Below are 12,403 nucleotides of genomic sequence, written 5' to 3' on the forward strand. Positions count from 1 at the left end.
CCGCCCATTGTCGCCTCTCCGCCGGGTCAGGAGGAGGCCAGCCAGAGGTCCGGGCCGAACACCTCGTAGTGGACGTCGGCGGGCCGGACGCCCGCCTCCAGCAGCTGGGCCCTGACGGCCCGCATGAAGGGGAGCGGGCCGCACAGATAGGCGTGCGTCCCCGGGCGTACGGTGATGCCTTCCAGGTCGACGAGTCCGGTGCGGTTCGCCGGCCGCCCGGCCTCCGGGGTCTCGTACCAGAAGTGCGCCTCTGCGCCCGGGAGCTTCTCCGTCAGCCGGACGTGGTCGGCGCGCAGGGCGTGGTCGGCCGGTGAGCGGTCGCCGTGCACGACGGTGACCGGGCCGCTGTGGCCCTCCTGGGCGAGGTGTTCGAGCATCGACAGCATGGGGGTGCAGCCGATGCCCGCCGAGGCCAGCAGCAGGGGCGTGTCCAGCCGGTCGAGCACCAGGTCCCCGTAGGGGACGGAGACGCGCAGCAGGTCGCCCGGGCGGGTGTGCTCGTGCAGGTGCCGGGAGACCTCGCCGTCGGGCGAGTCCTGGCCGCGCACCCGCTTCACGGCGATCGACCGCAGCCGGGAGCCGGGGGCGCTGGAGAGGCTGTACTGGCGTATCTGGCGGGCTCCGTCCGGGAGTTCGACCTGTACGGAGACGTACTGGCCGGGCCGGAAGGCGGGCGGCGGCGTGTCCTCGGCGGGGCGCAGCAGGAAGGTGGCGACGTCCTCGGTCTCCTCGACCCGGGCGGCCACCTCCCAGGTGTGCCACACATCGCCCGCCAGGACGCCCTGCTGCGCGTAGAGGCGCTCCTCGACGGCGATCAGGGAGCCCGCCATCAGCCAGTAGACCTCGTCCCAGGCGGCGGCGACCTCCGGGGTGACGGCGTCGCCCAGGACGTCGGCGATGGCCGCGAACAGATGGGTGTGCACCACGTCGTACTGCTCCGGGGTCACCCCGAGCGAGGCGTGTTTGTGGGCGATGCGGTCCAGCATCACGTCGGGCCGGGTGCCGGGGTGCTCGACCAGCGCGGTCGCGAACGCGGCGATGGACCCGGCCAGGGCCCTGCGCTGGTCCCCGGAGGCCTGGTTGCCCCGGTTGAACAGGTCCCGCAGCAGCTCGGGGTGGGCGGCGAAGAGCTTTTCGTAGAAGAGGTCGGCGATGTCCCCGATGGCCGCGCCGACGGCGGGAAGGGTGGCGCGGACGGTGGCGGTGGACCGGTCGGAGAGCATGGCGGAACTCCTTATTGGAATGTGGGATGCATATTTATGGGCGGAGGACGGCCCGGTCGGCGCGTGGACGCGCTCGCGTTTGCCGGGGCGGGGTTCAGTCGGGCGGTGGGCCGCTGCCGATGCCCAGGAGCAGGGGGCCGGTGGGGGAGGCGACGAGATCGGTGACGGTGATCGGGTCCAGTGCGGCGTAGAAGGCCTCCTGGGCCCCGCGCAGGGCCCCGCGCAGCCGGCAGGCGGAGCGGAGCGGGCAGGGGGTGTCGCCCTCGCACTCGACGACCTCCTCCGGGCCCTCCAGCTCCCGCACCAGCGATCCGATCGAAGCGGAGCGGCCGGCGGAGGTCAGGGCGAGCCCGCCGCCCCGGCCGCGACGGGCGTCGAGGAGGCCGAGGTGCTGGAGCCTGGCGACGACCTTCGCGGTGTGCGTGTACGGGACCCGCATGGTGGCCGCCACCTCGCGGGTGGTCGGCGGTTCCCGGCCCTCGGCGACGGCCAGTCGCATGAGGACGCGGAGCGCCACGTCGGTGAATCTCGTCAACCGCATGGGCTCACCGTAGATAAGTTGCACGCTGGATGCAAATTAAAAGGTCCGCCGGGCGACGAGGACCAACGTGCCCCGACCGAAGGCGTATTAGTCGCACTCTTTTGTGTAATGGCGACCCGGTCCTCCTGCTGAAAGGCTTTTGCACGCAGGTCAGCCCATGATCGAAAGGACGTCAGATGTCCGTTGGTGAAGAGGTTCGCGACACGCAGGCGCCGCCGCAGCAGAGTCTGGGGACGGCAGCTGCGCGGAACCTCGCGACGACCACCAAGTCCGCGCCGCAGATGCAGGAGATCACCTCACGGTGGCTGCTGAAGATGATGCCGTGGGTGCAGGTACAGGGCGGTACGTACCGGGTGAACCGTCGGCTCAGCTATGCGGTCGGCGACGGCCGGGTGACCTTCGTCCAGACCGGGGACCGGGTGTCCGTGATCCCCGCGGAGCTGGGGGAGCTGCCCGCCCTGCGGGAGTTCGGGGACCAGGAGGTGCTCGCCGAGCTCGCCCGCAGGTGCGAGCAGCGGGACGTGGCCGCGGGGGAGGTGCTCGCCGCCTCGGGGGACGCGGCGGACCGGGTCTTCCTGCTGGCGCACGGCAGGGTGGCGAAGGTCGGATCGGGCCCCTACGGGGACGAGACGGAGCTCGGGGTGCTCGCCGACGGCGCGTACTTCGGCGACCAGAGCCTGATCGACGGCGACGCCGTCTGGGAGTACACGGCCCGCGCGGTCACCCCGTGCACGCTCCTCACCCTCAGCCGTGCCGATGTGTACAACCTCGCGGAGCGCGCCGCACCCCTGCAGAACCATCTCGCCGGTGTGCTCTCCATCCCGCAGCAGCGGACCAACCACTACGGCGAGGCGGCGATCGACCTCTCCGCCGGCCATGTGGGCGAGGCGGTCGTCCCGCACACGTTCGTCGACTACGACGCGGCGCCGCGCGAGTACGAACTGAGCGTCGCCCAGACGGTGCTGAAGGTGCACAGCAGGGTCGCCGATCTCTACAACCAGCCGATGAACCAGACCGAGCAGCAGTTGCGGCTCACGGTCGAGGCGCTGCGTGAGCGCCAGGAGCACGAGCTGATCAACAACAGGGAGTTCGGACTGCTCAACAACTGCGACTACGGGCAGCGGATCCAGCCGCACGACGGGGCACCCACCCCGGACGACATGGACGAGCTGCTCTCGCGCCGCCGCGGCTCCAAGCTCTTCCTCGCCCACCCGAAGGCCATCGCCGCCTTCGGCCGCGAGTGCAACCGGCGCGGGCTCGTCCCGGAGAGCGTCGACATCGGCGGCCACCACGTGCCCGCCTGGCGCGGGGTGCCGATCTTCCCGTCCAACAAGATCCCCGTCTCCGACGCCCGCACCACCTCCATCATCTGCATGAGGACCGGCGAGGCCGAGCAGGGCGTCATCGGCCTCCAGCAGACCGGTATCCCCGACGAGATCGAGCCGAGTCTCTCGGTCCGTTTCATGGGGATCGACGAGCAGGCGATCATCTCCTACCTCGTGACGGCGTACTACTCCGCCGCCATCCTGGTACCGGACGCCCTCGGAGTGCTGGAGAACGTCGAGGTCAGCCGCTGGCACTGACCCGATCGCACCCCCGGGGGCCCGCACACCTTCGCCTCGCCCCAGGGAGTGACCGTGACCATGACCAGTACGGACGCAGCGACGGAAGGGCACGAGGCCGCGGCGCTCCTGGAGCGCACCCGTGCCGTCGTCGACCCGCATCTGCGATCGGCCGTGGAATCGCTGCCCGGCGGCATACGCCGCATCGCGATGTACCACTTCGGCTGGCAGAACGCCGACGGGAGCCCCGCCGCGGGCCAGGCGGGCAAGGCCATCCGGCCGGCCCTGGTGCTGGCCGCCGCCCGTGCGCTGGGCGGCGATCCGGAACGCGCCGTCCGCGCCGCCGTCGCCGTCGAACTGGCCCACAACTTCACCCTGCTCCACGACGACGTCATCGACGAGGACACCACCCGCAGGCACCGGCCCACCGCCTGGGCGGTCTTCGGCGTCCCGGACGCCATCATCACCGGCGACGCCATGCTCGCCCTGGCCCAGCGGCTGCTGGCCGAGGACCCGCACCCGGCCGCCGCCTCCGCCGTCGCCCGGCTCTCCTCCTGCGTCATCGAGCTGTGCGCGGGCCAGCAGGCCGACTGCGCCTTCGAGGAGCGCGGCCCCGACGAGGTGACGCTCGACGAGTGCCTCGCCATGGCCACCGCCAAGACCGGCGCGCTGCTCGGATGCGCCTGTGCGCTCGGAGCCCTCTACGCCGGGGCGGAGGACCGGGCGGTCCGCGCGATGGACGGGTTCGGGCGGGAGGCGGGCCTCTCGTTCCAGCTCATCGACGACCTGATCGGCATCTGGGGCGACCCGGACCGCACCGGCAAGCCCGTCGGGGCCGACCTGTCCGCCCACAAGAAGTCCCTGCCCGTGGTCGCCGCCCTCACCTCGGGCACCCCGGCCGCCGCCGAGCTCGCCGCGCTCTACCGGGGCCCCATGGCCACCGCCGGCGAGGTGGACCGGGCGGCCGACGCGGTGGACCGGGCCGGCGGCCGGGACTGGGCCCAGGTCTGCGCGGCCGACCGGATGGCCCGCGCGGTCCACCACCTCTCCCGGGCGGTCCCCGACCCGAGCGCCGCCGGAGACCTGCTGGCACTGGCCGAATTCGTCACCCGCAGGACCAGCTGACCCGCTCCTGGCGACCGCCGACGCCTTCTCAACTCTAGTATTCAGGAGGTCGGTTGGACGGAAACAGCACGGAAGGGCGGTAGCCGCTCATGGGCATACGGATTCAGCGGGCGGAGCAGCACGACCGGGAGCTGGTCGTCTCGGTCATGGAAGAGGCGTTCCACCACGACCCGGTCAGCAGCTGGGTGTTCCCCGACGAGGCCCACCGTCGTACGGTCCACGGCAGGTTCCTCGGCGTCTTCGTCGACATCGCCCTCGCCGAGGGCCGTATCGACATCGCCGAGGGCGGCGCCGCGGTGGCCCTCTGGCTGCCGGTGTCCGCCGGGGCCTCCGAGACGGCGGACACCACGCCCGCCCTGATGCGGCGGATCGCCGACCCCGACAACGAGCGCTGCGAACTCGTGGGCAGGCTCACCGGGGCCGTTCACCCGCACGACCGCGCGCACGCCTATCTGCTGATGATCGGCGTCTCCCCCGACCGCCAGGGAGAGGGCATCGGCGCGGAGCTGATCGGAGTGGAGCTGGAGCGCTGCGACCGGGAGGGGCTGCCCGCCTATCTGGAGGCGAGCAGCGCCCGGAGCCGGGCGCTGTACGAGCGGCTCGGATTCCGCTTCCTCGGCCGCTCCGTCGACCTGCCGGACGGCCCGCAGATGTACCCCATGTGGCGGGAGCCCCAAGCGGGTTGAGCTCCGGTGGAGGGTGGTACGGAGGCCGCCCGGGGCAGGGACTACAGTCCCTGCTCATGACAGATGAGTCGTGGGCCGGCTGGTACCGGGACACCAAGGGTTCCGACGCCGTCGTTCTCACCACGGACGGGCGGCAGCTCCGGATCCGGATCAGGGGGGTCGACTTCGAGGGCGAGAGCTTCGACGACCTGGAGCCGGTCGCCGGTATGCCGCCGGTGAGCGGGATGTTCGCCCTCGCGGACGGGGCGCTCACCGACTGCGTACTGGAATGGGATCTGCCGCTGCCCGTCCTCGTGGCGGGCGCGCTCCGCCACGCCACGCTCAGCTGCCTGCTCTCCCTGCGCCGCGTCGACCCGGACCTCCACCTCGCCCTCCACCTGGACGGCGCGGTGTACGAATCGGCCCGTGCCGAGCGCGACTTCAACGCCGCCCTGACCGCCGTCCAGCGGATCCTCCCGGACGGCGTCCGGATCCAGACCTGTATCGCCTGCGCCTTCTCCGACTACTTCCCGGCCCCCGGCCGGGGCCTCTCCGGAGGGCTCGCCTGTTTCCGGGGGGCCAAGGACGCCTACCGGGGCTCGGCGGGCGAGGACGACGTGCTGGATCTCTGGGACCAGCGGTCCGGGTTCGTCCAGGAGGTCTGGAGCTGCCGCGAGTTCGAGGTGCGCCCGGCCGACGGCGCGGGCACCGGCCATCGGGGAGCCTTCCCGCTGGAACTCGCCTGATCCGACCCCGGGGTGGCCGGCCACCCACCGGAGCCGCCTGCCGCCTCCTGAGCCGCCTGCCGCCACCGGAAGCGCGTGCCGCCCCCTGAGGTGTCTGCCGCTACCGGAGGCGCCCGCGTCCGCCCCGTATCGCGTCCGCCCCTATTCCATCCGATCCGTGCCGTCCGTCCGCCCCGTGCCGCATGCCGGTACGGGGCGGACGCGCGTCCTGCCGTTGCTCCCTCCCCATTGTTCTACTAACATGCGAACAACGGAGGTTTTCCATGACAAGCAAGAACCTTGGCCGCGCAACGCTCGCAGCCCTGCCCTTTGTGCTCGCTCTCCTCACCGACCTCGTCGTCCATCTCACCGTCCAGGACCGTCTGCCCGCGCGGCTGGCCGTCCACTTCGACGCCGTCGGCTCCGCCAACGGCTACATGGGCGTCACCGCTCATCTCCTCGGCACGGCCGCCTCGCTGGTGGTGCTCGGCGCGCTGTGGTCCTATACCTCGGTCAACGGCAGGCTCTACGGCCGTGCCCATCGCTGGTTCATCGGCGGAGGGTTCGCCGTCGCCGCGTTCCTCGGATACCTGCTGATCGCCGTCCTGTCCGTCAATGTGGACGCGCCGGAGAACGGCCCGGCCGACGGCTTCCCGCTGTGGCACATCGCCCTGGCCCTCGGAGTGGCCGCCCTCGCCGGAGCCCTCGGCCTGCTGGCGGCCCGACTCGTCCCCGCGGTCGACGACCCCCGTGACCGGGACCCGGCGAGCCGGGAGCGGATCGCGCTCGCCGACGGCGAAGTGGCCGGCTGGGCGCGCGGGATCGGCGCGTGGTGGGCGCCGGTCGCCGTGCTGGTGCTGCTGGCTGCCGGCGTCGTCGTCGGCCTTGCGCAGAACTGGTTCATCGGGGCGCCGCTGCTTCTTCTCGCCCTGGTGACGGCGACCTTCTGCCGCCCCCACGTCACCGTGGACGGGCGGGGCCTCACCGTCTCCGGCCTGCTGCCCCGGCCCCGGGTGCGGGTGTCGCTGGAGCGGATGGAGGGGGCGGACAGCCGCCGAGTCAACGCGCTCGCGGAGTACGGGGGTTGGGGCTACCGCGTCCGTCCCGAGCGCAGCGGCGTCATCACCCGCTCGGGCGAGGCCATCGTCGTCAGCCTGACGAGCGGCCGCGAGTTCGCCGTCACCGTCGACGACTCGGCCACCGGCGCGGCCCTGCTCAACACCCTGCTCGACCGGCAGCGGACGGGGCGCTGACCATGCTCTTCCGGGTCGACCCGACCTCCACCGTCCCGCTCGGCGATCAGATCGCCGCCTCGGTCCGGCGTGCGGTCGCCGAGGGCGCGGTGGCCCCGGGCGAGCGCCTGCCCGCCGCCCGCGTCCTCGCCGAATCCCTCGGCGTGAACGTCCACACGGTGCTGCGCGGCTACCAACGGCTGCGCGAGGAAGGGCTCATCGAGCTGCGCCGCGGCCGGGGCGCGGCGATCACCGCCGGGGCCTCGCCGCAGCGGGCCCGGCTGCTGGAGCGCGTCCGCGAAGCCGTCGCGGACGCCCGGGACCTCGGCATGACCGAGGACGAACTGCTGACCCTCGTCCGCGGCGAACTGGACGCCTGACCGGCACGCGGGCGCTCCCGGCCCGACCTGCACGGGCGAGGACCGCGCAGAGGACCGTTCCGTCATCGGAGCGGTCCTCTGTCGTGTGGGGGGTGCCGGCCGGTCCCGGGACACGGGACCGGCCGTCCTACGCCCGACTACCGGACTGCCGGACTGCCGGACTGCCGGGCTGTCGGGCCACCGGGCTGCCGGAGTGTCCCGGCGTCAGGAGGCGGAGCGGGCGAGTGCGGCCAGACCGTTCTGCCACAACTGGTTCACCCGGGCCCGCTCGTTGGCGTCCGGCTGGGAGTTCGTGCAGGACGGACCGGGGCCGCCGCCCGACATCAGCTCGCTGCACGGACCGGAGTAGTTGTCCGGCAGCCCGAGCACGTGTCCGGTCTCGTGCGTGGTGACCCGGGTCGAGTCGTACTGCTGGTTCTGGGCGTAGTCCAGGAAGATGTACCCGCGACCGTGCCCGTCGGTGCTCGCGTAGGAGCCGCGGGAGTCGTTGCCCTCGCGGTACGTGAAGTCCGCGCCGGAGCCCTCCTGGAGCTGGACGTTGGAGACCGAGCTGTTCCAGATCTGCGTGCTGCTGGCTATCTGGCCGCGGAAGGACGGGGCGCCCGACGCGTCGTAGGTGACCGTGACGGCCTTGATGCCCGGGTTGGCCGCGCGCTTCTCGGCTACGGACTTCATGACGGCGTCGAGGAAGGCGCGGTTGGCGGCGGCGTTCTCGCCCGAGCCGTTGTACGCGGCGATGGTGGTGGAGGAGGGAGCGGCAGGGGCCGGAGCGGCGGCGACGACGGGTGCGGTGCCCAGCGCGGCGACGAGGCCGAGCCCGGCGGCGGCGGTGGCGACGGCGGTCCTGAGGTGTCTCATGGGGGGATTTCTCCTACCTGTCCGATCGAACCCGCGCCGTGGGGGTGTCCGCTGGGCGGACAAGGCGTGGGGCGGTACGGGGAAGAGTGTGGGGCAGCACACAGTTGCCGGGGATGATGCCGAACGGCGATAGTGCCGCCCTATCGCCGGCCCGGCTCTCTCTTCGTGCACGTCAGCCGCCCATGGGCATGCCGTGCTCACGCCACCGGCACCGCATCGTCACATGTCCAGGAGCCCAACACTCCCTGAATTGAGGCCGTTTGGTGGGGTTGCGACGTCTGGTGCACGGAGTGCGACGGTCATAGTCTCCGCTGCATGGAGCTGGAGGTGAGGCACCTCAGGGCGCTCTGCGCCATCGCCGACGCGGGCAGCCTGCATCAGGCGGCCCGCCGCCTCGGCGTCAGCCAGCCCTCCCTGACCACTCAGCTCCGGCGGATCGAGAACGTGCTCGGCGCCGAACTGTTCCGCCGCGAACGGACCGGCTGCCGCCCGACCTCCCTGGGGCAGGCCGTCCTGAGCCGGGCCCGGCCCCTCGTGGACGGCATGAGCGACCTGGTCGCCGAGGCGCTGGCGGAGGCCGAGGCCGCCCTGCCGCGCGGCTCCCGGCTGCGCATCGGCTCCACCGCGAGCCGGGTCATCGGCAACTGGCTGCGCCGGCTGCGCGTCGCCCTGCCCGGCACCGACATCTCGCTGCGGGTCGACGTCTCCGCCCACGCGCTGCTGCGCTCGGTTGAGGAAGGCCGCCTGGACGTCGCCTTCGTGCACGAGGTGGAGGGCTCCCCGCTCGCCGTGCCGGAGGGCCTGGAGCAGCGCGTGCTCGTGGACCGGGAACCGCAGTTCATCTCGCTCTCCCGGGACCACCCGGCCGCCCGCCGCCGCGTGGTGGAGCTCGGGGACCTGGCGGGCGACCCGTGGATGGTCGATCCGACGGTGGACGGCGAGTGGGACGGCGTGCGCCGGGTGCTCGGGGCCGCCGGGCTGAACCCGCCGGTCCTGCACGGCGACTACCTCACCGCCGCCTCCCTCGTCGTGCTCGGCGAGGCCGTCGCGCCCTGCCAGCCGACGTCGGGCCCGCGCGACGACATGGTGATCCGCCCCCTGCTGGGCGACCCGCTCGCGGTACGGCTGCTCCTGGCCTCACGGCCCGGGACGGACACCGAGGTGGTGTACGCGCAGTTGGAGGACGCCTACCGGGACGCGGCGCGACGGGCCAGCGGCTACCACGAGTGGCTGCTGCGCCACCGCTCCCCGCTGGCCCGCACACCCCGACCCTCCGCCGTGCCCGCCGTGCAGCCCGTGCCGACCGCACGTAAGGGAGTCGACCCGCGCCGGTGAGTTCCCCGTTCTGCTGACAGCGTGCTCGGGTTCCCCTGCCGCCTCCCGGTGGGCAGAGTCGTTCCATGAGGCTTCTGATGCTGGGTGGTACGGAATTCGTCGGACGGGCCGTCACCGACGCCGCCCTGGGGCGGGGCTGGGATGTCACGGTGTTCCACCGGGGCCGTCACGCGCCTCCGCCCGGAGTGAGCGCGCTGACCGGGGACCGGACCGCGGGCGGGCCCGGACTCGCGGCGTTGGCGGAGAGCGGGCAGGACTGGGACCTGGTCGTCGACACCTGGAGCGGCGCGCCCGCCGCCGTCCGGGACGCCGCCCGTCTGCTGTCCGGCCGGGCCGGGCACTTCAGTTACGTCTCCAGCCGCTCGGTGTACGCCCACCCGGCCGCCCCGGGGCTCGACGAGGACGGGCCGCTGGTGACCGGCGCCTCGCCCGACGACCGCGGGGACGTGCCGTACGACCGGGCCAAGCGCGGCGGTGAGCTGGCCGCCCTCGACGCCTTCGGGGACCGGGCCCTGCTGGCGAGGGCCGGGCTGATCATCGGCCCCGGCGAGAACATCGGCCGGCTGCCCTGGTGGCTGTCGCGGATCGCCCGGGGCGGACCGGTCGTCGCCCCCGGCCGGCCCGGGACCGAGCTCCAGTACATCGACGCCCGGGACCTCGCGGACTGGATCCTGGACGCGGCGGCGGGCGGGCTGTACGGCGCGTACAACACCGTCAGCCGCCCCGGCCACACGACCATGGGCGAGCTGCTGGAGGCCTGCGTGCGCGTCACCGGGTCCGACGCCGAGCTGCGCTGGACCGATCCGGAGGTCCTGCTGGCCGCCGGGGCCGAGCCCTGGAGCGACCTGCCGATCTGGCTCCCGCCGGGCGAGCTGTACGACACGCTGCACCGGGGCGGCCACACCAGGGCGTACGCCGCCGGGCTGCGCTGCCGCCCGGCCGGGGAGACCGTCGCGGACACCTGGGACTGGCTGTGCGCCCTCGGCGGCGTGGCACCCCAGCGCCCCGACCGCCCGGTCGTCGGCCTCGACCCCGTGCTGGAGGCGAAGCTGCTGGCCCTCTGACGCACCGCTTCCGCCTGCGTGTCGCGGCGAAGAAACCTCCTATAGGCCTACGCAAAGGGGCAAGAGCGGCGTGTCAGTCAATATGACTAAGTGTTAACCATGCATATTGCGCGGCATGGAACAGAAGGCGCGCAGGCGCGGCAACGCAATCCGGGCAGCAGTGACAGTGGCCACGGCCGCGGCGATGGTGGGCGTGCTGGCCCCGGCCGCGGGTGCCGATCCGCTGCCGGGCGGACTGGGACCCTGCCTCGGCAGCTCCTGCCCGCCCAGCTGGAACGACCCCAACAACGGCCCGGTCACCAACTTCGACAGCAATATCAACGTCTACGTCGGCGGTGACTTCCTGGTCCGGGAGGCGGCGGCCGAGGCGGAGGGGAAGGTCGTCACCCTCGGACGGTTCGACATGGACAAGCGGGACGGGGTCTCGCAGATCTACAACGTCGGTATCGCGGGCGTCGGGTCGCGCGTGCCGCCGCCGGACGGCTCCGACTACCTGACGGCGGGCGGCGACGTGACCATCGCCGCCGGCGAGCGCCTGCTCGCCGAGGAGGGCACGCACTCCGGCCGCGTCGCGTACGCGGGCGAGCTCACGGGCACGGTCAACCCCACCACCGCCCCGCGCTTCGACGAGGACGCTGCCGCCCCGTACACGGGGCTGCGCCCGCAGCTCACCGAGGCCAGCCAGTGCTACGCGTACGACGGCGACGAGCACCGGGAGGCGACGGGCACGTGGGTGAAGACCGGTGACCTGATGACGTTCACCGGTGACGGCTCGTCCGCGATCCAGATCTTCGACGTGGACGCGGACCTGGAGTCGGAGGCGGGCGGCAACACGGGGTTCGTGTTCAACGGAATCCCCGAGGGTGCGACGGTCCTCGTCAACGTCTACGGCTCCACCCGCAGCGTCGCCACGTTCATGGGCTCGTTCCCCAACGAGGGTCTCCGGGAGAACCTGCTGTGGAACTTCCCGGACGCTACCGACCTGTCCTTGACCGGTCCGGCCCAGTTCGAGGGCAGCGTGCTGGTGGGCCAGCCGACGAGCACCACCGTGCTCAGCATGAGCGGCACCAACGGCCGCTTCTACACGGCGGGTTCGCTCACCCACACCTCGTCGGGCGCGTCGGGCGGCCAGGAGATCCACGCGTACCCCTTCGACGGCGATCTGCCGACCTGCTCGCCAGAACCGACGCCGACGCCGACGCCGACGGATCCGACTCCGACTCCCACGGACCCGACGCCGACGCCGACGGACCCGACGCCCACGCCGACGGAACCGACGCCCACGCCGACGGAACCGACGCCGACCGACCCGACGCCGACGCCGACCGACCCGACGCCGACGCCGACCGACCCGACGCCGACGCCGACGCCGACCGACCCGACGCCGACGCCGACCGACCCGACGCCGACGCCGACCGACCCGACGCCCACCCCGACCGACCCGACGCCCACCCCCACCGAACCGACGCCGACGCCGACGGAACCGACGCCCACGCCCACCGAACCCACGCCCACGCCCACCCGCACCGGCCACACGCCGCACCCCACGCACTCGCCGAGCCACCCGGGTGAGCTGCCCGACACCGGCTCCCGGGGCGGCGAATGGATCATCGGGTCCATCGCGGCAGCGCTGGTCGCCGCCGGCGGCACGGTTCTCGTGGCCACGCGCAGGGCTCGTCGCCGCACCTTCTAG

The 12,403-nt window shown here is 72.8% G+C and carries 12 protein-coding genes; 9 read left to right on the forward strand and 3 right to left on the reverse strand.

What is annotated here, in order from left to right; translation table 11 throughout:
* Nucleotides 1–26 precede the first annotated feature (26 nt).
* Together OG245_RS26055 and OG245_RS26060 are read right to left on the reverse strand one after the other, a co-directional pair.
* Nucleotides 27–1,223: a globin domain-containing protein gene (locus OG245_RS26055; protein WP_371625860.1), complete on the reverse strand. Its 1,197-nt coding sequence runs from the start codon at nucleotides 1,221–1,223 to the stop codon at nucleotides 27–29.
* A gap of 94 nt (nucleotides 1,224–1,317) precedes the next feature.
* Entirely contained in the window at nucleotides 1,318–1,764 is a 447-nt protein-coding gene (locus OG245_RS26060) for an Rrf2 family transcriptional regulator (protein ID WP_371625861.1), read from the reverse strand.
* Between the two features lie 176 nt (nucleotides 1,765–1,940).
* Here OG245_RS26060 and OG245_RS26065 point away from each other — a divergent pair, with 176 nt between their 5' ends.
* The 6 genes from OG245_RS26065 (at nucleotide 1,941) to OG245_RS26090 (ending at nucleotide 7,453) form a co-directional block, all read left to right on the forward strand.
* The gene (locus OG245_RS26065) at nucleotides 1,941–3,347 is read left to right on the forward strand and encodes a family 2B encapsulin nanocompartment shell protein (protein WP_371625862.1); all 1,407 of its coding nucleotides are present in this window, start codon (nucleotides 1,941–1,943) and stop codon (nucleotides 3,345–3,347) included.
* A gap of 60 nt (nucleotides 3,348–3,407) precedes the next feature.
* Entirely contained in the window at nucleotides 3,408–4,451 is a 1,044-nt protein-coding gene (locus OG245_RS26070) for a family 2 encapsulin nanocompartment cargo protein polyprenyl transferase (protein WP_371625863.1), read from the forward strand.
* 89 nt (nucleotides 4,452–4,540) lie between these two features.
* Nucleotides 4,541–5,137, forward strand: a complete 597-nt coding sequence (locus OG245_RS26075; RefSeq protein WP_371625864.1) for a GNAT family N-acetyltransferase — start codon at nucleotides 4,541–4,543, stop codon at nucleotides 5,135–5,137.
* A 56-nt stretch (nucleotides 5,138–5,193) separates the two neighbouring features.
* The gene (locus OG245_RS26080) at nucleotides 5,194–5,862 is read left to right on the forward strand and encodes a DUF6304 family protein (RefSeq protein ID WP_371625865.1); all 669 of its coding nucleotides are present in this window, start codon (nucleotides 5,194–5,196) and stop codon (nucleotides 5,860–5,862) included.
* Nucleotides 5,863–6,125: 263 nt separating this feature from the next.
* On the forward strand, nucleotides 6,126–7,094 hold the full coding sequence (locus OG245_RS26085; RefSeq protein ID WP_371625866.1) for a DUF1648 domain-containing protein: 969 nt from the start codon (nucleotides 6,126–6,128) through the stop codon (nucleotides 7,092–7,094).
* Nucleotides 7,095–7,096: 2 nt separating this feature from the next.
* On the forward strand, nucleotides 7,097–7,453 hold the full coding sequence (locus tag OG245_RS26090) for a GntR family transcriptional regulator (RefSeq protein ID WP_371625867.1): 357 nt from the start codon (nucleotides 7,097–7,099) through the stop codon (nucleotides 7,451–7,453).
* Nucleotides 7,454–7,657: 204 nt separating this feature from the next.
* On the opposite strand, the gene snpA is transcribed toward OG245_RS26090, so the two are convergent.
* Entirely contained in the window at nucleotides 7,658–8,311 is a 654-nt protein-coding gene (gene snpA, locus OG245_RS26095) for a snapalysin (protein WP_371625868.1), read from the reverse strand.
* Nucleotides 8,312–8,626: 315 nt separating this feature from the next.
* Between snpA and OG245_RS26100 the strand changes: the two genes are divergently transcribed.
* From OG245_RS26100 to OG245_RS26110, 3 genes are all read left to right on the forward strand, one after another.
* A complete protein-coding gene (locus OG245_RS26100) occupies nucleotides 8,627–9,646 on the forward strand; it encodes a LysR family transcriptional regulator (RefSeq protein ID WP_371625869.1) in 1,020 nt (339 codons plus the stop codon).
* Between the two features lie 65 nt (nucleotides 9,647–9,711).
* On the forward strand, nucleotides 9,712–10,710 hold the full coding sequence (locus OG245_RS26105; protein WP_371625870.1) for an NAD-dependent epimerase/dehydratase family protein: 999 nt from the start codon (nucleotides 9,712–9,714) through the stop codon (nucleotides 10,708–10,710).
* Nucleotides 10,711–10,825: 115 nt separating this feature from the next.
* The gene (locus OG245_RS26110; protein ID WP_371625871.1) at nucleotides 10,826–12,403 is read left to right on the forward strand and encodes a choice-of-anchor A family protein; all 1,578 of its coding nucleotides are present in this window, start codon (nucleotides 10,826–10,828) and stop codon (nucleotides 12,401–12,403) included.

The organism is Streptomyces sp. NBC_01116, from assembly GCF_041435495.1.
Taxonomy (GTDB): domain Bacteria; phylum Actinomycetota; class Actinomycetes; order Streptomycetales; family Streptomycetaceae; genus Streptomyces.